Annotated in this window: 19 protein-coding genes, 1 tRNA gene and 1 pseudogene; 18 read left to right on the forward strand and 3 right to left on the reverse strand. The window is 64.8% G+C overall.

What is annotated here, in order from left to right:
- Nucleotides 1-22: 22 nt before the first annotated feature.
- The 6 genes and pseudogenes from EXV95_RS00600 to EXV95_RS00625 all read left to right on the forward strand — a co-directional run bounded on the left by EXV95_RS00600 (nt 23) and on the right by EXV95_RS00625 (nt 5,572).
- On the forward strand, nt 23-697 hold the full coding sequence (locus EXV95_RS00600; protein WP_176885413.1) for a DNA-3-methyladenine glycosylase: 675 nt from the start codon (nt 23-25) through the stop codon (nt 695-697).
- 113 nt (nt 698-810) lie between these two features.
- Nucleotides 811-1,788 (forward strand): acetyl-CoA carboxylase carboxyltransferase subunit alpha, encoded by a 978-nt coding sequence (locus tag EXV95_RS00605; protein WP_055400675.1) that lies wholly within the window; start codon nt 811-813, stop codon nt 1,786-1,788.
- Between the two features lie 171 nt (nt 1,789-1,959).
- Nucleotides 1,960-3,813 (forward strand): methyl-accepting chemotaxis protein, encoded by a 1,854-nt coding sequence (locus EXV95_RS00610; RefSeq protein WP_176885414.1) that lies wholly within the window; start codon nt 1,960-1,962, stop codon nt 3,811-3,813.
- Nucleotides 3,814-3,940: 127 nt separating this feature from the next.
- Nucleotides 3,941-4,906 carry a tRNA lysidine(34) synthetase TilS gene (gene tilS / locus EXV95_RS00615; protein ID WP_176885415.1) on the forward strand — a complete coding sequence of 322 codons (966 nt, stop codon included), beginning with the start codon at nt 3,941-3,943 and terminating at the stop codon, nt 4,904-4,906.
- Nucleotides 4,907-4,944: 38 nt separating this feature from the next.
- A pseudogene (locus tag EXV95_RS00620) lies at nt 4,945-5,469 on the forward strand (ACT domain-containing protein); the annotation flags it as partial.
- A 10-nt stretch (nt 5,470-5,479) separates the two neighbouring features.
- Nucleotides 5,480-5,572: transfer RNA gene (locus EXV95_RS00625), tRNA-Ser, on the forward strand.
- 105 nt (nt 5,573-5,677) lie between these two features.
- Here the strand turns inward: EXV95_RS00625 and EXV95_RS00630 are convergent.
- From EXV95_RS00630 to EXV95_RS00640, 3 genes are read right to left on the reverse strand one after another with little or no spacing between them, the layout of a single operon-like run.
- Entirely contained in the window at nt 5,678-6,109 is a 432-nt protein-coding gene (locus EXV95_RS00630; protein WP_055400419.1) for an RNA-binding S4 domain-containing protein, read from the reverse strand.
- Nucleotides 6,106-7,572 (reverse strand): sensor histidine kinase, encoded by a 1,467-nt coding sequence (locus EXV95_RS00635; protein WP_176885417.1) that lies wholly within the window; start codon nt 7,570-7,572, stop codon nt 6,106-6,108. The genes EXV95_RS00630 and EXV95_RS00635 overlap by 4 nt, the downstream gene beginning before the upstream one ends.
- A complete protein-coding gene (locus EXV95_RS00640) occupies nt 7,569-8,252 on the reverse strand; it encodes a response regulator transcription factor (RefSeq protein WP_055400466.1) in 684 nt (227 codons plus the stop codon). Before EXV95_RS00640 ends, EXV95_RS00635 begins: the two co-directional genes overlap by 4 nt.
- Before the next feature lie 261 nt (nt 8,253-8,513).
- Here EXV95_RS00640 and EXV95_RS00645 point away from each other — a divergent pair, with 261 nt between their 5' ends.
- From EXV95_RS00645 to EXV95_RS00700, 12 genes are all read left to right on the forward strand, one after another.
- The gene (locus tag EXV95_RS00645) at nt 8,514-9,473 is read left to right on the forward strand and encodes a tripartite tricarboxylate transporter substrate binding protein (RefSeq protein WP_055400423.1); all 960 of its coding nucleotides are present in this window, start codon (nt 8,514-8,516) and stop codon (nt 9,471-9,473) included.
- Between the two features lie 92 nt (nt 9,474-9,565).
- Nucleotides 9,566-10,084 (forward strand): tripartite tricarboxylate transporter TctB family protein, encoded by a 519-nt coding sequence (locus EXV95_RS00650; RefSeq protein WP_055400468.1) that lies wholly within the window; start codon nt 9,566-9,568, stop codon nt 10,082-10,084.
- A gap of 12 nt (nt 10,085-10,096) precedes the next feature.
- A complete protein-coding gene (locus EXV95_RS00655) occupies nt 10,097-11,602 on the forward strand; it encodes a tripartite tricarboxylate transporter permease (RefSeq protein ID WP_176885418.1) in 1,506 nt (501 codons plus the stop codon).
- Nucleotides 11,603-11,826: 224 nt separating this feature from the next.
- Nucleotides 11,827-12,513: a DUF2325 domain-containing protein gene (locus EXV95_RS00660; protein ID WP_176885419.1), complete on the forward strand. Its 687-nt coding sequence runs from the start codon at nt 11,827-11,829 to the stop codon at nt 12,511-12,513.
- A 129-nt stretch (nt 12,514-12,642) separates the two neighbouring features.
- Complete coding sequence (locus tag EXV95_RS00665) at nt 12,643-14,151, forward strand: sigma-54-dependent Fis family transcriptional regulator (protein WP_121419551.1); 1,509 nt, start codon at nt 12,643-12,645, stop codon at nt 14,149-14,151.
- Nucleotides 14,152-14,302: 151 nt separating this feature from the next.
- Entirely contained in the window at nt 14,303-15,496 is a 1,194-nt protein-coding gene (locus EXV95_RS00670; protein ID WP_121419552.1) for a substrate-binding domain-containing protein, read from the forward strand.
- Between the two features lie 176 nt (nt 15,497-15,672).
- Nucleotides 15,673-17,154 (forward strand): PHB depolymerase family esterase, encoded by a 1,482-nt coding sequence (locus tag EXV95_RS00675; protein ID WP_176885420.1) that lies wholly within the window; start codon nt 15,673-15,675, stop codon nt 17,152-17,154.
- Between the two features lie 87 nt (nt 17,155-17,241).
- Complete coding sequence (locus EXV95_RS00680; RefSeq protein WP_176885421.1) at nt 17,242-18,024, forward strand: ABC transporter ATP-binding protein; 783 nt, start codon at nt 17,242-17,244, stop codon at nt 18,022-18,024.
- Entirely contained in the window at nt 18,021-18,749 is a 729-nt protein-coding gene (locus EXV95_RS00685) for an ABC transporter ATP-binding protein (RefSeq protein ID WP_176885422.1), read from the forward strand. The genes EXV95_RS00680 and EXV95_RS00685 overlap by 4 nt, the downstream gene beginning before the upstream one ends.
- Before the next feature lie 115 nt (nt 18,750-18,864).
- Nucleotides 18,865-19,854, forward strand: coding sequence for a branched-chain amino acid ABC transporter permease (locus tag EXV95_RS00690; RefSeq protein WP_055400436.1), 990 nt, complete (start codon nt 18,865-18,867; stop codon nt 19,852-19,854).
- An 18-nt stretch (nt 19,855-19,872) separates the two neighbouring features.
- Nucleotides 19,873-20,946, forward strand: coding sequence for a branched-chain amino acid ABC transporter permease (locus EXV95_RS00695; protein ID WP_176885423.1), 1,074 nt, complete (start codon nt 19,873-19,875; stop codon nt 20,944-20,946).
- Nucleotides 20,947-21,038: 92 nt separating this feature from the next.
- Nucleotides 21,039-23,195 carry a D-(-)-3-hydroxybutyrate oligomer hydrolase gene (locus EXV95_RS00700; RefSeq protein WP_176885424.1) on the forward strand — a complete coding sequence of 719 codons (2,157 nt, stop codon included), beginning with the start codon at nt 21,039-21,041 and terminating at the stop codon, nt 23,193-23,195.

Raw genomic sequence — 23,195 nt, forward strand, 5'->3', positions numbered from 1 at the left:
TTTGGCGCAGGTGGGGTAAGCGGTGGCAGCTCTTAAAAAGATAGCGAGCGATGCCGCAACGCCGCCGCTGGTGCTGGCCACGCCCGACTATTGGGCGGAGGCCTGCAAGCACTTGGTGAAGAAGGACCGGGTGATGAAGCGCCTGATCCCGCAGTTGGGCGATGCCGCGCTGCGTACGCGGGGTGATGCGTTCGTCACGCTGGCGCGCAGCATCGTGGGCCAGCAGGTGTCCGTCACGGCGGCGCAGGCCGTGTGGGAGCGCTTCGTCGCGCTGCTGCCGCGCGGCATGAAGCCCGCCAGCGTGCTCAAGCTCAAGATCGACGACATGCGGGCCGCAGGCCTGTCGGCCCGCAAGGTGGATTACCTGGTGGACCTGGCCATCCACTTTGAGCAAGGCAAGCTGCACGTGAAGGACTGGGCGGCGATGGACGACGAAGCCATCATTGCCGAACTGGTGGCCATCCGGGGCATTGGCCGCTGGACGGCCGAGATGTTCCTGATCTTCTACCTGATGCGCCCCAACGTATTGCCCCTGGATGACCCAGGGTTGATCGCAGGGATCAGTCACAACTATTTCTCGGGCGATCCCGTCAGCCGCAGCGATGCGCGCGAGGTGGCCGAGGCCTGGAAGCCATGGTGCAGCGTTGCAACTTGGTATATTTGGCGATCGCTCGACCCCCTGCCGGTGGCTTACTGAAAACGGCTGACCCAGCCTGACGTGCTTTACAAAACTCGTTAACCGTCGGTTACAGTGCGTGCCATTCGTATTCGTGGCAGCCGCAACCGGCGCGATCCCCTAGGAGAAAAACGTTGGCGAAAAAGACCTTTCTGGATTTCGAGCAGCCCATCGCCGAACTCGAATCCAAAATTGAAGAACTGCGCTACGTGCAGACCGAGAGTGCCGTCGATATCTCGGAAGAAATCGACCAGCTGAGCAAGAAGAGCCAGCAACTCACCAAAGACATCTACAGCGAACTGTCGCCCTGGCAGATAACCAAGATTGCCCGGCATCCCGAGCGCCCCTACACGCTCGACTACGTGCGCGACATCTTCACCGACTTCGTGGAGCTGCACGGCGACCGCCATTACGCGGACGACCTGTCCATCGTGGGCGGCCTGGCGCGTTTCAACGGCCACGCCTGCATGGTGCTGGGCCACCAGAAGGGGCGCGACACCAAGGAGCGCGCCATGCGCAACTTCGGAATGAGCAAGCCCGAGGGCTATCGCAAGGCCCTGCGCTTGATGAAGACGGCCGAGAAGTTCAAGCTGCCCGTGTTCACCTTTGTGGACACGCCCGGCGCCTACCCCGGCATCGACGCCGAAGAACGCGGCCAGTCTGAAGCCATCGGCCGCAACATCTTCGAGATGGCGCAGCTCGAAGTGCCCATCATCACCACCATCATTGGTGAAGGCGGCTCCGGCGGTGCACTGGCCATCAGCGTGGGTGACCAGGTCGTCATGCTGCAATACGCCATCTACTCCGTAATCAGCCCTGAGGGCTGCGCTTCCATCCTCTGGAAGACCAGCGACAAGGCCCAGGAGGCGGCCGATGCCCTGGGCATCACCGCCCACCGCTTGAAGGCCCTGGGCCTGGTGGACAAGATCGTGAGCGAGCCCGTGGGCGGCGCCCACCGCGACCACAAGCAGATGGCGGCCTTCTTGAAGCGTGCCCTGGGCGATGCCTTCCGCCAGGTGGCCGACCTCAAGACCAAAGACCTGCTGGACCGCCGCTACGAGCGTCTGCAGAGCTACGGCCGCTTCAGCGACACCAAGGCCGATAGCCGCTGAGCGGTTGACTGCCCACGGCGCATTGCGCCCACGGCCCTTCGGGGCCGTTGTTGTTTTTGTGGTCAGAACCTAGCGCTCTGCGGGCTAACCACCACTGGCGCACAGGCTGATACCGGATGTAACATGGCGCAATCCGCCCGCACGTGCGGGTGGATCAAGAAGGGGTGCCCCATGTCGCTTCTGAAGACGCTCAAAGGCCAGATTCTGGTGTTGTCCGCCCTGTGTATGGTGGCCGCCCTGCTGGTACTGACCCTGGTCAACTACTTTTCGGCGCGCGGGCAGGCGCAAGTGTCGCTGGCGGAAGAGGGGCTGGCCACGGCCAAAAGCCACGCCGAGACCATTGAGGAATGGGCACGGGGCAAGTCGGCGATCATTGCGGCGTCCGTCACCGCCTTTGACGAGCCCGAGCCCGCCAAGCCGCTGGCCATGCTGCGGGATGCTGGCAAGTTCAGTACCGCCTACTTTGGCTATGCCGACAAAAAATACGTGTTCTCTGAAACGCGCAATTTGCCGGCAGATTACGACCCCACTGCGCGGCCCTGGTACAAGCAGGCGGCGCAGGCGGGAACGTCGGTCGTCACGCCGCCCTACATTTCAGCGTCGGACCAGAAGCTCGTTGTGACGTTTGCCACCCCGGTGGGCGCAGGCGCCGCCCTCAAGGGGGTGGCGGCGGGCGATGTGTATATGGAGTCGGTGGTGGCCAATGTGGCCTCCATCCGGCCCACGCCCCAGAGCTTTGGGTTCCTGGTGTCAGCCGACGGAAAGATCATTGCCCACCGCGATCCGGCGCTCACCCTCAAGCCCATTGCGGAGCTGTCCAAAGACCTTGCGGTGGACAAATTGGTCGCAGCCGCCAAGGACAGCACCAGCCTGTTGCAAGCCGACATTGGGGGGCGCAACCGCCTGCTGAGTGTGGTTCCCATCGCTGGCACCTCGTGGATGCTGGTGGTGGCCCTGGATGAGAGCGAAGCGATGGCGCCCATCCGCTCCATGCTGGCCACATCCCTGGTCTCTAGCGTGTTGGTGTTGTTGGTAGCCGTCGGGTTGCTGGGCGTGATCTTGACCCGGCGCCTGCGCCAGTTGAGCCTGGTGCGCGACGCCATGCACGAAATCGGCACAGGCGACGGTGATCTGTCGCGCCGCATCGACGCGCAGGGCGAGGATGAACTGGCGCAAATTGCTGCCAGCTTCAACAGCTTTGCGGGCAAGCTCTCGGGTGTGCTGGCGCAGATCCGTGATGCCAGCAGCTCGGTGCGCGTGGCTGCCGAAGAGATTGCCACCGGCAACCAGGACCTGAGCGGGCGCACCGAACTCACGGCCTCCAGCCTGGAGGAGACATCCGCCTCCATGCAGCAGCTGACCGAAACCGTGCGCCACAACGCGGATTCAGCTCGCCAGGCCAACCAGCTGGTGGCCCAGGCATCCAGCGTGGCGCAGCACGGTGGCCAGGTGGTGGGCAATGTGGTGACCACCATGGAGCAGATCAATGCCGCGTCGCGCAAGATCAACGACATCATCGGAGTCATTGACGGCATCGCCTTCCAGACCAACATCCTCGCACTGAATGCGGCGGTAGAGGCAGCGCGCGCTGGCGAGCAGGGCCGGGGCTTTGCGGTGGTGGCCAGCGAAGTGCGCAGCCTGGCCGGGCGCAGTGCGGAGGCTGCCAAGGAAATCAAGCAGCTCATCAGCGCGTCGGTGGAGCAGGTGGAAAACGGCTCGCGCCTGGTGCATGACGCGGGCACCACGATGAAAGACATCGTGACCTCGGTGCAGCGCGTCACAGACATCATGGCCGAGATCACGGCCTCGACCAACGAGCAAAGCACCAGCATCAACGAGGTCGGGCAGGCGGTATCGCACCTGGACCAGATGACCCAGCAGAACGCTGCGCTGGTGGAACAAAGCGCCGCCGCCGCGCAGAGCCTCAAGGACCAGTCAGTGCGGCTGTCGGAGGTGGTGGGCACGTTCCGCCTGTCCGCCGATGCCTCACGCGCCGGGCCGCGTTTGTCCGCGCCAGCCGGTTGATGGGATGGATGGGGCAGGCAAGGGGAGGGCGCCCGCGATAATCGGCGCCCATGCATTCCCGCTCCGTCCAACGCTTTTGCGCGCTTGATGCGCCACCACCGCTCCGTGGCGCAGGCCGGGTGCTGCAATGACCCAGTCTTTCGACGCTGCCATGCAGGCCTTTGCGCCCGCACTGCCACTGGCTGTGGGGCTGAGTGGCGGAGCCGACTCCACGGCGCTGCTGCTGGCTTGTGCGCGCCGGTGGCCTGGGCAGGTGCAGGCCATCCATGTGCACCACGGCCTGCAGGCGGCGGCCGATGGGTTTGAGCGGCATTGCACCGCCTTGTGCCAGGGCCTTGGCGTGCCGCTGTGGGTGGAACGGTTGGATGCCCGCCATGCCCCGGGCCAGAGCCCCGAAGATGCCGCCCGGCAGGCAAGATACAAGGCTTTTGAGGCTGTAGCGCTTGCCAGTCAATCGCAAATAGCTATCAAATCAATAGCAATTGCGCAACATGCGGACGACCAGGTCGAGACGCTGTTGCTGGCGCTGTCGCGTGGTGCAGGCGTTGCCGGGCTGGCCGCCATGCCTGCCCGCTGGGAACGCGCTGGCGTGGTGTGGCACCGCCCGTTGCTGCCAGTGGCCGCCGGAGACATTCGCAGCTGGCTGCGAGCGCAAGAACAGGGCTGGGTGGAAGACCCCACCAACACCGACGAGCGCTACACCCGCAACCGCATCCGCGCGCAGCTGCTGCCTGCGCTGGAGGCCGCCTTTCCGGCGTTTCGCGACACGTTCGCCCGCTCGGCCTCCAACGCCGCGCAGGCCGCTGAGCTGCTGGAAGAACTGGCGCAGCAGGACTTGGCGCGCGTCGGTGCACCGCCGCAGATCGCTGCACTGCAGGGCTTGAGCCGCTCGCGCCAGGCCAACGTGCTGCGCCACTGGTTGCGCCAGTTCCACCACACCACACCCGCGGCGGCGCAATTGGGCGAGCTGTTGGTCCAGATTGCGGCCTGCACCACGCGCGGCCACCGCATCCACATCAAGGTGGGGCGTGGCTTTGTAGTGCGGACCGGGCCAGCCCTTGGCTGGTGCGGCCCCCAAGTTGGGGAGCTCTAGTTGCCCGAACATCGCAAGGCACCCTGCGAGGAAGACAAAAAATGGAACAAGCCGTCGTACCCGGCATCGTGGTCAACCGCGACGAGGCCAAGATCTCCGTGCTGGGCGTGCCCGGCAAGCGCGGCCTTGCCCGCGAGATCCTGGGCGCAGTGGGCGATGCCAACATCCAAGTCGGTGTGATCATCCAGAACGTGAACAAGGACGGAAAAACCGACTTCAGCTTCACCGTGCACTGCAATGACTACGCCCGCACCATGAACCTGCTCCACGAGAAGGTGGTACCCACACTGGGAGTGCAGGAACTGGTGGGGGACACCACCATCTGCGCGGTGAGCATCGCCGGTATCGGCATGCACAGCCCTGTGGGGATGGCCAGCAAGATGTTTAGTGCCCTGAGAGAAGAGGGCATCAACATCCAGATGATCTCCACGTCCGCAATCAAGACCTCGGTGGTGATCGACGAAAAGTACGCCGAGTTGGCCGCGCAAAGCCTGTGCAGAGCATTCGAGTGTGACCAGCAAGCCGTACCAGACTCCCAGAAACGGCTCAGAAATGGGGCATAATAGTGGGATTGGAAACGTGACCGAGTGGCCGAAGGTGCTCCCCTGCTAAGGGAGTATGGGGTGTAGAGCCTCATCGAGGGTTCGAATCCCTCCGTTTCCGCCAAGATAAAGCCCAAGTGATTCATTCACTTGGGCTTTTTTCTTGTGATGCATCCGTCTTGGCGCCTTGTCTGCCGCGCCTGGCGAATCCGCCTGACCGACGCTGCGCTCATTCGTCGATGGACGCGCTCCAGCGGCTGCCCCAATCGCCCCCCTTGTTGCTCACCTTGTCGATCTCGCGCCGATCCCGTTTGGTGGGGCGGCCTTCGTGCAGTGTGGCCGCAGGTTCGGGTGCCAGGCGGCGCAACTCCGCAGCCTTTTCGCGGGTGGCGATGCTATCGGGCGTTTCCTGGTATAGCTGCTGGGCGACAGGTGCCGGGCCGCGCGCTCCGCTCAGGCCCATCACCAGCACCGTACGGGCAACCGGCCCCTGGCGCAGCGCGACGGTGTCGCCGCAGCGCAGGTCCCGCGCGGGTTTGGCCAGTTGGCCATTGACGGTGACGCGGCCTTTGCCGATTTCTTCGGTGGCCAGGCTGCGGGTTTTGTAAAAGCGCGCGCACCAGAGCCACTTGTCCAGCCGCATTGTCTCCAGGGTGTTCATGCCGGGGATTGTGCCGCGTGTGCGGGGTTGCCCATGTCAGCCGACGGCGCGGCTAGTGGCAGGCGCACCACGGCGTCCAGCCCTGTCAGTCTGCTGCCCACCATGCGGTTGGTTAAGGCGATGCTGCCACCGAGGGCTTGCACGATCTCATGGCAGATCGCCAGGCCCAGGCCGCTGCCCGCGCGCACGTCGCCGGCCGAAAAGGGCTGAAAGAGGCGTGTCGCCAGTTCGTCGTCGATGCCGGGGCCGTGGTCGCTGATGGTCAGCGCCACATGGTGGCTGTCGGTGCGCAGATCCACCGTGAGTTCACTGCCCTGTGGGGCGTGGCGCACGGCGTTGTGCAACAGGTTGCGGCTCAGCTCGCGCAGCATCCACTCATGGGCCTGCACCCGTGCGGGCTCGGTGTGTATGCCGAAATCCAGGTCGCGCTGGGCGATCAGTGGCGAGATTTCTAGCGCCACGGTACGCAGCATTTCGTCCAGCCGTGTGGTCGGTGGGGTACTTTGCTGGCGCAGTTGCTCCACCTTGGCGAGTGCCAGCATCTGGTTCGCCAGCTGGGTTGCCCGGTCCACGGTGTCGCTGATTTCATGCAGGGCCTGCTGGGGCTCCACATCGCCGCGCAGTGCAGACTGCACCTGGGTCTTGAGCACCGCCAAGGGCGTGCGCAACTGGTGCGAGGCGTCGCGCACAAAGCGCTTCTGGTGCCGCAGCAGGTGGCGCAGGCGCTGCATGACCTCGTTGGTGGCATCGATCAGCGGCTGCAGCTCGCGCGGGGTGGAGGGGGCTGCGATGGGGCTCAGGTCGCCCTCTCTGCGCCCTTGTAGCTGCAGGCTCAGCTGCCGCACAGGGTGGATGGCCCGCTGTACCACCAGCACCACGGTCAACGCGATCACGGCGACGAGCAGGGCCTGGCGCAGCAGGGTATTGCGCAGAATCTGCAAGGCCAGGGTTTCGCGCACCTCCAGGGTTTCGGCCACCTGGATCACGGCCATGGTGCGGCCTTCCGAGCTTGCCACGGGCTGCAGCAGCACGGCCACGCGCACATCGCGATCCCGAAAGCGGTCGTCGTAGAAATCCACCAATGCCGCATACGGCGGGCGGGCCGGTATCTGGCCGCGCCATACCGGCAGTTCGGCAAATCCAGAAACCAGGTCGCCTTGCAAGGTTGACACGCGGTAGAACATCTGGCTCTGGTTGTCCGCCTCAAAGGCTTCCAGCGCGGAATAGGGCACCGTGGCGCGCAACTCTGCCGCTTCGTCGTAGCCCCGCACATCGAGTTGCTCGCTGATGCTTTTGGCCGATGCCAGCAGGGTGCGGTCATAGGCTGTATTGAGCGAGGCCAGGGTCTGCTGGTAGAGGCTGTAGGTGTTGAACCCGATGAACAGCACCACCGGCAGCAGAATGCCCAGCAGCAGGCGCCTGCGCAACGAAGGGTGGCGGCCCGGGTCCGTTGCAGCGGTCATGTGTCGGCCCGCAGCAGGTAGCCCAGCCCGCGCAGGGTCATCAGGGTCAGGCCCGTGCCTGCCAGCTTCTTGCGCAGGCGGTACACCACGACCTCGATGGCCTCGTACTGCACATCCAGCTGGCCGGGGAACACGAGTTCGTACAGCCGCTCCTTCGTTACGGCATGGCCGGGCTGGGCGAGCAGGGCGTGCATCAGTGCCAGTTCGCGCGGTGTCAGCTCCATCACTTCGCCATTCAGGTAGAGCGCGCCGCTGTCCTTGTCATAACGGATGGCGCCGATCTGCACGGTGCTGGGCGCCAGCGGCGCCACGGTGGGATCTGCGCTGCGCCGCACCAAGGCGCGCAGGCGCGCCTCCAGCTCGTCCAGGTCAAAGGGTTTGGGCAGGTAGTCATCGGCACCCGCGTTCAGGCCCATCACGCGGTCGCCCACAGTGCCGCGTGCAGTGAGGATGAGCACGGGGGTGCGCAGCCCGCGCGAGCGCGCCTGCTGCAGCACCTGCAGGCCGTCGAGCCCGGGCAGGGTCAGGTCCAGGATCACCGCGTCGGGCTGCCGTGCGGCCCACTGGCTAAGCGCCGCGCGGCCGTCGCCCACGGCGGTGACTTCCATGCCACGGCGTGTCAGGGCGCGGTGCAGCGTGGCTTGCATGGTGGGGTCGTCTTCAACAAGAAGCAATTGCATGCGCGGAACATTAGCAGAAGCCCCCCTGAGGCCCTTTGGGCCTTCCCCCCGCTCTCGCATCGCTGCGCAATGCGGGCAGGGGGACGCAGCCAGCGCGGCGGGGCGGCCCTTGCGCGGCTGCCATCGCTTGGGGCGCGCCAGTTTCATGGAGTGGCGGGACTTGAAACCACCGCATGAGTGTTTTCCCTGAGTCCATGGACAGCCGTTTGACAGGCAGGGCGCGCATCATCGAGCGGTTCGCAAACCTTACAAGGAGACACCATGCGTCGCGATACCTTCCTCAAATCACTGGCTGCCATGGCCGCCGCAGGCGTGTTGCCTGTGTCGGCCCAGAGCGCTCCGGCCCTCAAGATGATGATTCCCGCCAACCCCGGTGGTGGCTGGGATTCCACCGGCCGTGCCCTGGGCAAGGCCATGCAGGATGCGGGCGCAGCGGCGTCGGTGTCCTATGACAACAAGGGTGGAGCCGCCGGCGCGATCGGTCTGGCCCAGTTCGTCAATGCCAGCAAGGGCGATCCCAACGCGATGATGGTGATGGGCGCCGTGATGCTGGGCGGCATCATCACCGGCAAGCCGCCGGTCGGCCTGGACAAGGTCACGCCCCTGGCGCGCCTGACCAGCGAATACAACGTGTTCGTGCTGCCCGCCAACTCGCCTTTCAAGACCATGAAGGATGTGGTGGACCAACTCAAGAAGGACCCCGGCAGCGTGAAGTGGGGCGGTGGTTCGCGCGGCTCTACCGAGCACATTGCGGCGGCCATGATTGCGCGCGAAGTGGGCGTGGACCCTGCCAAGATCAACTACGTGGCGTTCCGTGGGGGTGGTGAGGCCACCGCCGCCATCCTGGGCGGCAACGTCACCGTGGGCGGCAGCGGCTACAGCGAGTTTGCCGAGTACATCTCTGCGGGCAAGATGCGCGCCGTGGGCGTCACCTCGGGCTCGCGCCTGAAGGGCGTGAACGTGGCCACGCTCAAGGAGCAGGGCATCAACGTGGAAATCGGCAACTGGCGCGGCGTGTATGGCGCGCCCGGCATCACGGCCGAGCAGCGCAAGGCACTGATCGACGCCCTGTCCAAGACCTTCAAGCACAAGGCCTGGCAGGATGCCATGGAGAAGAACGGCTGGACCCCTGCCTGGATGGCGGGTGACGAGTTTGCCAACTTTGTGGACGCCGAGTTCGCCAGCATGCGCGCCACGATGGCCAAGTCTGGAATGATCTGATCTGAGACAAGCAAGCAGGTCAAGGCGCTGGCTGCGCGCCCCTGAAAGGGGGGTGCGGCCTTGTCGCCGACCGCTCGGTGCGAAAGAAAAACATGACACAACAACATTCATCGCGCTCCAAGCCTTTGCAGACCCTGATCGGTGCGGGGCTGGTGGTGCTGGCGCTGTGCCTGGCCTGGGGGGCCAGTTCGGTCAGCTCTGAGGCTGGCTATGGCGGTGTAGGCCCCAATTTCTTTCCCTGGGTGGTCAGCATTGCCATCTTGATTTGTGGTGTGCTTTGCGTGGTGCACGCGCTGACAGGCGGGTTTCGCGACCTGGAAGAAGGTTCCGGCGACACGCATGCTCACTGGAAGGGCTTCATCTGGGTGTCGGCCGGGCTGCTGCTCAATGCCTTGCTCATCACCACGCTGGGCTTCATCCTGAGTTGCGCACTGTGCTTTGTGCTGTCGGTGCGGGGCTTCAGGAGTTCGGAAGGCGAGTTGGACCTGCGCCTGCAGGCCTGGATCAAAGACTCCGCCATCGGCGTGGCCGTGTCTGCGCCCGTGTTCTGGATGTTTACGCAATTGCTGGCCATCAACCTGCCCGGCCTGACCAATACGGGGTGGCTGTAAAGCCTGCATGTTATGGAAACCTTAAACCTTTTGATGCAGGGTTTTGCGACCGCTGCAACACCCATCAACCTGATGTGGGCCTTTGTGGGCTGCATCATCGGCACCGCCGTGGGCGTGTTGCCTGGCATTGGCCCGGCCGTGGCGGTGGCCATGCTGCTGCCCATCACCGTCAAGGTCGAGGCCACGGCCTCCATGATCTTCTTTGCGGGCATCTACTACGGCGCCATGTACGGCGGCTCCACCACCTCCATCCTGCTCAATACGCCCGGTGAGGCAGGGTCCATGGTCACGGCCATGGAGGGCAACAAGATGGCCAAAAGCGGCCGCGCTGGCGCGGCGCTGGCCACCGCTGCCATTGGCTCGTTTGTGGCGGGCACCATTGCCACCATCCTGGTCACGTTCTTTGCGCCCCTGGTCGCCGAATACGCTGTGCGCCTCGGTCCGCCCGAATACTTCATGCTGATGGTGCTGGCCTTCACCACCGTGAGCGCGGTGCTGGGCAAGAGCACGCTGCGTGGCATGGTCGCGCTGTTCGTTGGCCTGGCCATGGGCCTCATTGGTATCGACCAGCTCACCGGGCAAGCCCGCTACACCGGCGGTGTGCCAGAGTTGATGGACGGCATCGAGGTCGTGCTGATCGCCGTGGGCCTGTTTGCCGTGGGCGAAGCCCTGTACAACGTGATGTACGAAGGCCGCACCGACGAAACGCAGAACCGCCTGACCAGCACGCACATGACCAAGGAAGAGTGGAAGCGCTCCTGGCCCGCGTGGATTCGCGCCACGTTCATCGGTTTTCCGTTTGGCACCGTGCCCGCTGGCGGTAGCGAGATTCCGACCTTCCTGAGCTATGCCGCTGAAAAGAAGCTGAGCAAGAACCCCGAAGAGTTCGGCACCACCGGCGCCATCGAAGGTGTGGCCGGCCCCGAAGCCGCCAACAACGCGGCCATCACAGCCACGCTGATCCCGCTGCTCACGCTGGGCATTCCCACATCGAATACCACGGCCATCCTGCTTGGCGCGTTCCAGAACTACGGCATCCAGCCCGGCCCCCAGTTGTTTGACACCAACGGTGCGCTGGTGTGGGCGCTGATCGCGTCGATGTACATCGGCAACGTGATGCTGCTCATCCTGAACCTGCCTTTGGTGGGCCTGTGGGTCAAGCTGCTGAACATTCCCAAGTCGTACCTGTACGCGGGCATTCTGGTGTTCTCCACGCTCGGTGTGTATGGCATGCGCCAAAGCGCGTTCGACCTGGTGCTGCTGTACGCCATTGGCCTGTTGGGAGTGGTGATGCGCCGCTTTGACTTCCCGGCTGCGCCGGTGGTGGTGGGCATGATCCTGGGCCCCTTGGCGGAAGCCCAGATGCGCAATGCCGTGGCCATTGGCGAAGGCAAGTGGAGCATCTTCGTGGAGCGTCCAGGCTCGCTGACCCTGATCGTCATCGTGCTGGCCGTGCTGATCGTGCCGCGCCTGCTGCGGCGCTGGGCGGCGCGCAAGCTGGCATTGGTGCAGACCTGACCGACGCGCAGCGCGCGCCCTTCACCCAAAAAAACCGCGCTGCAATGGCGCGGTTTTTTGTTTTTTGGGGCACCCGTTGGCACGAATGTTTTTTCAGCATCTGCGCAAGCCAGACACCGGGGGCTTGACGCCCCCGGTGCCCTCCCCACCAAGGTGACTTGCGTGCTCACAAGCCGTGGATCGTACCATAAAATGCGAATAGTTCTTATTTGCAAAGGTGGCGCATGCATTCACTTCCGCAGGAGTTTCTGGCACTTTGCCGCCAATTGGGCGATGTGCAAAAGCGCTGCAGTGCCACGGTGGCCGCCCAGGCGGCGCAGATCGAGGCCCTCCAGGCCCAGGTGCTGCGGCTGCGTGCCGAGGTGATCGTGCGGGACACGCGCCTGGCCATGGCGCAGGATGCGCTGGCGCAGTGGAAAGCGGCCCACCCCAGCCTGCCGCGCCGCAAGGCGATGGCCCGCCACATCAGCGTGCTGGTCGAACGCATTGCCAGCCTGTCGCGCGAATGCCTGCGCTGGCGGCTGGCGGCCGGGGCGCCCGCCCAGCCCGTGCAGCCCGAAGGTAGTCTGGACGTGGCGGGCCATCCTTCTGCGGCCAAGGGCAAAGGCTGGGCCGAGCCCGAGCCCGATGCCGCGCCAGACGGCACCCTGGACGCCAATCTGGCCGCTGCCGACCTGGTGATCTGCCAGACGGGCTGCATCAGCCATGACGAGTACTGGCGCGTGCAGGACCACTGCCGCCGCACGGGCAAGCCCTGCATCCTGGTGGACCAACCCCTGGCCGTGCGCGAGGCCGAGGCGCTGGCCGCCGTTCAGCCCATGGTGGTTCTGCGCATGACACGCGCGCAGCGCCCGGTGGGCAATGCACAGGCGACCGACGGGTATGTGGTTCTGGATAAAAATAGCCTCTAGCGCTTGATGATATTGCGCTAATAGCTATAAAAATAGTAGCATTTGGATTTGCAGGTAAATGCGCGGCAGCTGCGCGGTGACAGCGGCGTGACTGTTCTTCGGCCCACCCCGCCGCGCTACCATCCGCAGATGCCTTTGCTCACCGATGACGCCCCCGCACTGCCGCTGGATGCCCAGGGCATCCTGGAATTGGCGGCGCGCTCCATGTTCCAGCTGTTTTCCAGCGTCAGCCAGGGCATGTTCCTGGTGGACCGCAGCGGCCGCATCGTGTGGGTGAACGAGGGCTACCAGCGTTTTCTGCCCGACCTTGGGTTCTCTTCGGTGGACCAGTTTGTCGGCCGCACCGTGGAGGAGGTCATCCCCAACACCCAGATGCGCCGCGTGCTGGAGACCGGCCAGCCCGTGCTGATTGACCTGCTCACCAACAAGGCTGGCACCTTCGTGGTCAGCCGCATCCCGCTGCGCGACGATGCGGACCGCGTGATCGGCGCCATCGGCATCGTGCTGTTCGACCACCCCGAGACCACGCTGCAGCCGCTGATCAGCAAGTTTGCCCTGCTGCAGCGCGACCTGGACGATGCCCGGCGCGAGCTGGCCAGCCAGCGGCGGCGCAGCCTGACGGTGGCGGGCGACGGCGAGCGGCGGTCCAAATACACCTTTGCCAGCTTCATCGGGTCGAGCCCCGCTGCGGCCGAGGTCAAGCGCCAGGCGCGCCGTGCAGCGCAGTCCACCAGCCCGGTGCTGCTGCTGGGCGAAACGGGCACCGGCAAAGAGCTGCTGGCCCACGCCATCCACGCTGCATCCAGCCGTGCCAGCGGACCGTTCGTCAGCGTCAACATCGCTGCCGTGCCCGACACGCTGCTGGAGGCCGAGTTCTTTGGCGTGGCGCCCGGCGCCTACACCGGCGCATCGGCCAAGGGGCGCGACGGCAAGTTCAAGCTGGCCGACGGCGGCACGCTGTTCCTCGACGAAATCGGCGATATGCCCCAAAGCCTGCAGGCCAAGCTGCTGCGCGCGCTGCAGGAAGGGGAGATCGAGCCGCTGGGCAGCAACAAGCTCGTGCCCTTCAACGTACGCATCCTGGCCGCCACCTCGCGCGACCTGGCTGGCCTGGTGCGTGAAGGCAAGTTCCGCGAAGACCTGTTTTACCGCCTGCACGTGCTGCCGGTGCGCGTGCCGCCGCTGCGTGCCCGGCGCAGCGACATTCCGGCACTGGTCGAGGCTCTGGGCGATGACCTGGCGCTGCGCAACGGCACGCCACCGCCCGAGCTGCTGCCCGAGGCCATGGCCTTGCTCGCTGGCCAGCCCTGGCGCGGCAACATCCGCGAGCTGCGCAACGTGCTGGAGCAGGCCGTGATGCGCAGCGAGGGCCAGTCCATCGACGCGGCGCAGCTCGAACGCATCCTGCGCGAAGCGGGCGTGGAGCCCGCCGCGCCGGTGCAGGACACCACCGCCGTGGTGGTCGAGGCCGAGGACGAGTCGCGCTACCTGCGGCCCCTGGCCGAACAGGTGGCCGAACTGGAGCAGCGGGCCATCCATGCCGCCATGAAGGCCCATGGCGGCAACAAGCTGGCCACGGCGCGGCAGCTTGGTATTTCACGCGCCACGCTCTATGGACGTCTGGAAAACCCTGAATAAATTTCAGGCAATTGTCTGAAAATTAGACATTTATTGTGTATTGAATTCAGGCATCGCCTCCGGTGTGTGAGAAAAAGTTTCTTTGAAATCAAGCACTTGGCTGCTGGCACAGACTGTGCAATAAAGAAGCATCACAACAGGAGACATCGCCATGCACCGTCGCACTCTGGTCGCCCTCGCTTCCGCAGCCGTTACCGCCGCCACACTTTCCGCCCCCGCATTCGCACAGACCGGCGAAATTCGCATTGCCCACGTGTACAGCAAGACCGGCCCTCTGGAGGCCTATGGCAAGCAGACCCAGACCGGCCTGATGATGGGCCTGAACTACGCCACCGGCGGCAGCATGACGGTCAATGGCAAAAAGCTGGTCGTGATCGAAAAAGACGACCAGGGCAAGCCAGACCTGGGCAAGAGCCTGCTGGCCACCGCGTACTCTGACGACAAGGCCGACATCGCCGTCGGCCCCACCGCATCGGGCGTGGCCCTGGCCATGCTGCCGGTGGCCGAGGAATACAAAAAGATCCTGCTGGTCGAGCCCGCCGTGGCCGACTCGATCACCGGCGACAAATGGAACAAGTACATCTTCCGCACAGGCCGCAACAGCAGCCAGGATGCCATCTCCAACGCCGTGGCGGTGGACAAGGAAGGCGTGACGATTGCCACTCTCGCGCAAGACAACGCGTTTGGCCGCGATGGCGTGAAAGCCTTCAAGGACTCGGTCAAGAAGGCCAAGCTTGCCCACGAGGAATACCTGCCCGCTGCCACCACCGACTTCACCGCCGGTGCCCAGCGCCTGATCGACAAGCTCAAGGACCAGCCCGGCCGCAAGATCATCTGGGTGGTCTGGGCCGGTGCAGGCAACCCCTTCAAGATCGCCGACATGGACTTGAAGCGCTATGGCATCGAGATCTCCACGGGCGGCAACATCCTGCCCGCCATGGCCGCGTACAAGAACTTCCCCGGTATGGAAGGCGCCACGTACTACTACTTCGGCATCCCCAAGAACCCCGTGAACGAAGCCCTGGTGGCTGCGCACTACAAGGAGTTCAAGACTCCGCCAGACTTCTTCACCGCCGGTGGTTTCAGCTCGGCCATGGCGCTGGTCACGGCGCTCAAGGCCACGGGTGGCGACACCAACACCAACAAGCTCATCAAGACCATGGAGGGCATGAGCTTTGATACCCCCAAGGGCAAGATGACTTTCCGCAAGGAAGACCACCAGGCCATGCAGAGCATGTACCACTTCAAGATCAAGGTGGACCCGGCCTTTGCCTGGGGCGTGCCCGAGCTGGTGCGCGAGATCAAGCCTGAAGAAATGAACGTGCCGATTCGCAACAAGCGATAAGCCGGTCTTTTCGATGCGTTAGCGAGGCCCGACAGGCAGGATAACCATTCTGCTTCGTCGGGGTTCATCCCGCAGGGGCGGCCGCCCCTCTTTTTCCAGTGAATTGATGCATGAACTCCCGGGTTGACACGGGGGCTGGGTCAGACTTTCTCAAAATTATTTGGAGACAAGACAACATGGCTTTCAATTTCATCCGGGCGGCTGCAGCAGGTGCTGCCATCGCGCTGTGCGCTGCTGGTGGTGCCTACGCGGCGGTCAACCTCCCCGCACTCAAGATCGACAAGACACAGACCACCGTTTCCGGCCTGTCCTCGGGCGGCTTCATGGCCGTGCAGTTGCATGTGGCGTACTCGGCCACGTTTGCCAAAGGCGTGGGGGTGGTGGCGGGCGGGCCGTTCTATTGCGCCGAGGGCTCAGTCGTCAATGCCACGGGGCGCTGCATGGCCAGCCCCACGGGCATTCCCACCAGCACGCTGGTGAACACCACCAACACCTGGGCCGGCCAGGGCGTGATCGACCCCGTGGCCAACCTGCAGAACTCCAAGGTCTACCTGTTCTCGGGCACGCTCGACAGCGTGGTGAAGACCGGGGTGATGGATGCACTGCGCACCTACTACAACAGCTTCGTGCCAGCGGCCAACGTGGTCTACAAGAAGGACATCGCAGCCGAGCACGCCATGGTCACCGACGACTACGGCAACGGCTGCTCCACCAAGGGCGCGCCCTACATCAGTGACTGCAACTTTGACCTGGCTGGCACCATGCTGCAGCATCTGTACGGCCCGCTCAATGCGCGCAACAACGCCACGCTGCCGGCCGCCAACTTCGTCGAGTTCAACCAGAGCCAGTTCATCAGCAACCACGGCATGGCCACCACCGGCTGGGCTTACATCCCGCAGGCCTGCCAGGTGGGCGGCAGCGCCACCTGCAAGCTGCATGTGGTGCTGCATGGCTGCAAGCAGAACGTCAGCGATGTGCAGCAGCAGTACGTGCGCAACACCGGCTACAACCGCTGGGCCGACACGAACAACATCGTGATGCTTTACCCCCAGACCAGCCTGGCGGCCACAAACAGCTGCTTTGATTGGTGGGGCTACGACAACGCCAACTACGCCAAGAAGTCCGGCCCGCAGATGGTGGCCATCAAGGCCATGGTGGACCAAGTCTCAAGTGGCGGCGGCACCACCAACCCACCCACCAACCCGGCCTTGCCCGCCCCCACGGGCGTGAGCACCTCGGGCGCCACCGCCAACAGCATGGTGGTGGGCTGGGGCGCTGTCTCGGGCGCGGCCAGCTACAACGTGTACCGCAATGCCAATAAGGTCAATGCCCTGCCGGTGAGTGGCACCAGCTACAGCGACACGGGCCTGGCAGCGTCCACCACCTACAACTGGACGGTGCGTGCCGCCGATGCCAATGGTGCCGAAGGCGCCACGTCGGCGGCTGCCAGCGGCACCACGCTGGCTGCACCCGGCGGCGGATCCACCTGCACTACTGCCAGCAACTACGCCCACACCATGGCAGGCCGTGCCTACGTGGCCGGTGGCTACACCTTTGCGCTCGGATCCAACCAGGCGATGGGGCTGTGGAACATCTTCTTGACCAAGACGCTGAAGCAGACCGGCCCCAACTACTACGTGATCGGCACTTGCCCCTAACCTTTGGCCACCGCCCAGACTGCATCGTAGGCCGGGCGGTGAGCTTCTCTACCGACTGACGACGACCGTGAAAGTGAAACACCACCCATGAGCACCTTGGCCACCAAGGACTTGACCATCCGCTTTGGCGGCCACGTGGCAGTCAACAACGTGACCTGCTCTTTCGAGCCCGGCACGCTGACCGCCATCGTGGGCCCCAACGGCGCTGGCAAGACCACGTACTTCAATCTCATCTCGGGCCAGCTGCGCGCGAGCAGCGGCACCGTCACGCTGGGCGGGCAGGACATCACGGGGATGTCTGTGTCGGCGCGCACGCACGCAGGGCTGGGCCGGGCGTTTCAGCTGACCAACCTGTTCCCCAACCTCAGCGTGCTGGAGAACGTGCGCCTGGCCGTGCAGGCCACGCAAGAAGGCAAACACCGCCGGGGCCTGAACCTGTGGAGCATCTGGAGCGACCACGCCGCGCTGGTCCAGCGCGCCCGCGTCATCCTGCAGGCCGTGGCCATGAATGACCGTGCCGATACGCCTGTGGCCAGCCTGCCCCACGGCGACCAGCGCAAGCTCGAAGTAGCGCTGCTGATGGCGCTGGAGCCGCAGGTATACATGTTCGACGAACCCACCGCGGGCATGAGCCACGACGAGGCGCCCGTGATCCTGAACCTGATCCGCGAGCTGAAAAAGGACAAGACCAAGATCATCCTGCTGGTGGAGCACAAGATGGACGTGGTGCGCGAGCTGGCCGACCGCATCATCGTGTTGACCAACGGCACACTGGTGGCCGACGGACCACCGGCCGAGGTGATCGCATCGCCCGTGGTGCAAGAGGCCTACCTGGGCGTCACCAAGGACGCAGAGAAGGAGGCCGCATGAGCAGCAGCAATCTTTTGGAGCTTCGTGGCGTGCACACCCACATCGGGGCGTACCACATCCTGCACGGGGTTGACCTGGCTGTGCCCAAGGGCCAGCTCACCATGCTGCTCGGCCGCAACGGCGCGGGCAAGACGACCACACTGCGCACCATCATGGGCCTGTGGCACGCGTCCAAGGGCAGCATCCACTTTGGTGGCAAAGACATCACGGCGCTGAACACCCCCGCCATCGCGGGCATGAACATCGCCTACGTGCCCGAGAACATGGGCATCTTTTCTGACCTCACGGTGAAAGAAAACATGCTGCTGGCCGCTCGCAGCGCGCGCAATGCCGCGCAGATGGACGAGGCGCGGCTGCAGTGGATCTTCAAGCTCTTTCCCGCTGTGGAGAAGTTCTGGAACCACCCGGCCGGCAAGCTCAGTGGCGGACAAAAGCAGATGGTGGCCGTGAGCCGCGCCATCGTCGAGCCGCGCGACCTGCTCATCGTGGACGAGCCCAGCAAGGGCCTGGCGCCCGCCATCATCAACAACATGATCGAGGCGTTCGACCAGCTCAAAAAGAGCGGCGTGACCATCCTGCTGGTCGAGCAGAACATCAACTTTGCCACGCGGCTCGGCGACACCGTGGCCGTGATGGACAACGGCCAGGTGGTGCATGCAGGCAGCATGGCTGCGCTGGCCGAAGACGAAGCACTGCAGCGCTCGCTGCTGGGGTTGGCACTATGAGTTTTGCACCAGATTTCAAGTATTTTGGGCTGCTAGCGCTTGATGGTAAAGCGCTGGTAGCTATTAAAAATGTAGCAAATGCGCAGATGTCGCCTGCCATGCAAGGAGGCCGCGTATGAGCGCCATCACCCGTGACTTCGACTGGAAGCCCCTGGCCCTGGTGCCCGCGCTCGCGCTGCTGGTGCTGCCCTTCATCGGCTCACCCAGCACCTGGCTCACGCTCACCGTGGCGGGCCTGGCGATGGGCATGATCATCTTCATCATCGCCTCGGGCCTCACGCTGGTGTTCGGCCTGATGGACGTGCTCAACTTCGGCCACGGCGTGTTCATCGCCTTGGGCGCCTTCGTGGCCACCAGCGTGCTGGGCGCCATGGGCGACTACACCCAAAGCGCTGACCTGTGGCGCAACCTGATGGCTGTGCTGCCCGCCATGCTGGTGGCCATGGCCGTGGCGGGGGCAGTGGGCCTGGCGTTCGAGCGCTTCATCGTGCGGCCCGTGTACGGCCAGCATTTGAAGCAGATCCTCATCACCATGGGCGGCATGATCATTGGTGAAGAACTCATCAAGGTCATCTGGGGCCCCGCGCAGATTCCGCTGCCGCTGCCCGAAGCCATGCGCGGTTCGCTGCTGGTGGGCGACGCCGCCATCGAAAAATACCGCCTGATCGCCGTGGCGGTGGGCCTGGTGGTCTTCGGCGTACTGGCCTGGACGCTGTCGCGCACCAAGGTCGGCCTGCTCATCCGCGCTGGCGTGCAAGACCGCGAGATGGTGGAGAGCCTGGGCTACCGCATCCGCCGCCTGTTCGTGGGCGTGTTCGTGGTGGGCTCGGCCCTGGCGGGCCTGGGCGGCGTGATGTGGGGGCTTTACCAGCAGAACGTGATCCCGCAGATGGGCGCACAGGTCAATGTGCTGATCTTCATCGTCATCATCATCGGAGGCCTCGGCAGCACGGGTGGCGCGCTCATCGGCGCGCTGCTGGTGGGGCTGATGGCGAATTACACCGGCTTCCTGGTGCCCAAGGTGGCGCTGTTCTCCAACATCGCGTTGATGGTGGCCATCTTGCTGTGGCGCCCGCAGGGGGTGTACCCCGTGGCTAATCGCTGAAGCGAAGGAAACAAGACCATGTTGAACCGTCTTCTTTCCAACGACTACCCGCGCAGCAAGGTGCTGGCGGTGATCCTGGTGGCCATCCTCATCGGGTTGGCGTTTGCCCCGTTCCTGTTCCCGGGCGTCAAGGCGCTGTCGGTGGCGGCCAAGGTGCTGATCTTTGTGGTGCTGGTCGCCAGTTTTGACCTGCTGCTGGGCTACACCGGCATCGTGAGCTTTGCGCACACCATGTTCTTTGGCATCGGGGCCTATGGCATCGCGGTGGCCACCACGCGCCTGGGCCCCACCTGGACGGCGCTGGGCGTGGGCATTGGTGGCGCGCTGTTGTTGTCGCTGCTGCTGTCGCTGGCGGTGGGGCTGTTCTCGCTGCGCGTGCGTGCCATCTTCTTTGCCATGATCACGCTGGCCGTGGCGGCGGCGTTCCAGACGCTGGCCTCGCAGCTGTCGGACATCACCGGCGGTGAAGACGGCCTCACCTTCAAGGTGCCCGAATTCCTGTCACCCAGTTTCGAACCCTTCGAAGAGCCCTTTCTGGGCGTGACCATCGACGGGCGCCTGATCTGCTACTACCTGCTGTTCGTCACCGCCGTGGCGCTGGTGCTGGCCCTGCTGCGCATCGTCAACTCGCCGTTTGGCCGCGTGCTGCAGGCCATCCGCGAGAACGAATTCCGTGCAGAGGCCATTGGCTACCGCGTGGTGGTGTACCGCACCACATCGAGCGTGCTGTCGGCCCTGTTCGCCACGCTGGCGGGCTGCATGCTGGCGCTCTGGCTGCGCTACAACGGGCCGGACACTTCGCTGAGCTTCGAAATCATGATGGACTGCCTGCTCATCGTGGTGATCGGTGGCATGGGCACCATCTATGGCTCTGCCATCGGGGCGGTGCTTTTCCTGGTGGCGCAAAGCTACCTGCAAGACTTGCTGCGGCTAGGCAGCGAGGCTGCCACGGGGTTTCCCTGGCTGTCGGCATTGCTCTCGCCCGACCGCTGGCTGCTGTGGCTGGGCGTGCTCTTTGTTCTTTCGGTTTATTACTTCCCTACCGGTGTGGTGGGGCGCCTGCGCGCGGCAGCTGCGCGCAAGGCGGGGTGAATGTCCCCGGCCGCGCCGAAGGACCGGCGTGGCCTGGGTGTGTGGGTGAGCTGCGCAACAAGACGCAAAGAAAAAATCCAGGAGACAAGCACATGAAGATGAACATCAAGAACCCGCGTTTCCGTCCCCTTTCTCGCCCGTTCATGCCCGCAGCGCTGGCTGCTGCGGTGCTGGCTGCCTGCGGCGGCAGCAGCGGCGACAGTGCCGCCCCCAACACCAAGCCCGGCTACCTGGGCACCATCAGCGAGACCACCTACGACGGCAGCAGCAATGACTTGCTCACGGCGGGCCTGGGCGCCACGGGTCTGGCCGCTGCCGTGCCCCCCGCGTTTGCCGACCCCCTCAAGCCCACGGCGGCTGAGCTGCGCCGCACCGCCATCCACACCAACTACCGCGCCATGCTCGACATGACGGCAGCCGGTGGTTACGGCACGCTCTACGGCCCCAATGTGGATGCGCAGGGCAAGGTCACCACGGGCGAAGGCAAGGTGGCGGGCACCGAATACATCGCGTTTGCCGATGACGGCACAGGCCGCAAGAACGTCACCCTCATGGTGCAGGTGCCCGCCAGCTTCGACCCCAAGAAGCCCTGCATGATCACCGCCACCACCTCGGGCTCGCGCGGCGTATACGGCGGCATTTCCACCGGAGAGTGGGGCCTCAAGAAGGGCTGCGCCGTGGCCTACTCGGACAAGGGCACGGGCGGCGCGCCGCACGACCTCATGAACGACACCGTGCCGCTGATCGACGGCACACGCACCACGGCCGCCGCAGCGGGCAAGGCCGCAGCCTTCAACGCAGGCCTCACGGCCACCGAGCTGGCCGCCTTCAACACCGCCACCCCCAACCGCTTTGCCTTCAAGCACGCCCACTCGGGCCAGAACCCTGAGAAGGACTGGGGCACGAGCACGCTGCAGGCCGTGGAGTTTGGCTACTACGTGCTCAACCAGCGCTATGGCGCCACCGACGCAGCGGGCCAGCGCCTCAAGACGCTGACCCCGGCCAACACCATCGTGATTGCGTCCAGCATCTCCAACGGCGGTGGCGCGGCCATTGCGGCGGCCGAGCTGGACACGCAGGGCCTGATCAGCGGCGTGGCCGTGTCCGAGCCTGCCATCGAGATGCCCGCCAACCCCGGCGTCACGGTACGCCGTGGCAGTGCCGACGTGGCCGTCACCGGCAAGACGCTGGTGGACTTCACCACCTACGCCAACCTCTACCAGGCCTGCGCGTCGCTTGCGCCCTCGGTCAGCACCAGTCCGTTTGCCGCCGCGTTTGCTGCCGGGTTTGCCAGCGCTGCGTTGCCCATAGCGCCCAACCGCTGCGCGTCGCTCAAGGCGGCAGGACTGCTCACTGCCAGCACCATGCCCGCGCAGGCTGAAGAGGCATTGCAAAAGCTGCGCGCCTACGGTTGGGAGCCCGAGTCCAACGACCTGCATGCCTCCATGGCGGCGTTTGAAGTGTCCCCCGCCGTGGCCGTGACCTTTGCCAACGGCCTCTCGCGCGCCAGTGTGCAGGACAACCTCTGCGGCTTCAGCTACGCCGCCACGGCGGCCACCGGCGGGGTCATCCCGCTGGCCGCCGCTGCATTGCCAGGCATGTTTGCCACCGGCAACGGCGTGCCTCCCTCGGGCGGCATCAACCTGGTCAACAACCTTGGCAAGTTCGGACCCGCGCGAGACTTTCTGTCGTTCTCGGACGCTGGCGTGGCCGACTGGAACCTGAGCGGCGCCCAGTGCCTGCGCAACCTCGTCACCGGCAACGACGCTGCTGCCAAGAAGCTGCAGGCCGGTGTGGACGAAACCCGCCGCAACGGCAACCTGCGCGGCAAGCCCGCCGTGATCGTGCATGGCCGTGCCGATGCGCTGCTGCCCGTGAGCCACACCTCGCGCCCATACGCCGCGCTGAACAAGAAGGTCGAAGGCGCCGCCAGCAAGCTCAGCTATATGGAAGTGGCCAACGCCCAGCACTTCGACAGCTTCATCGGCCTGCCCACGGTGCTGCCGGGCTATGACAGCCGCTACGTGCCGCTGCATGTGTACCTGAACCACGCGCTCGACGCCGTGTACGACCACCTCGCCAGCGGCAAGGCGCTGCCCGCCAGCCAGGTGGTGCGCACCGTGCCGCGCGGCGGCACACCGGGCAGCGCCCCGGCCATCACCGCCGCCAACGTGCCGCCGCTGGCTACCACGCCTGCTGCCGCCAACGCCATCGCCATCACGGCGGGCGCCATTGCCATCCCCGACTGA

This window comes from Acidovorax sp. JMULE5, from assembly GCF_013376875.1.
Taxonomy (GTDB): domain Bacteria; phylum Pseudomonadota; class Gammaproteobacteria; order Burkholderiales; family Burkholderiaceae_C; genus Acidovorax; species Acidovorax facilis.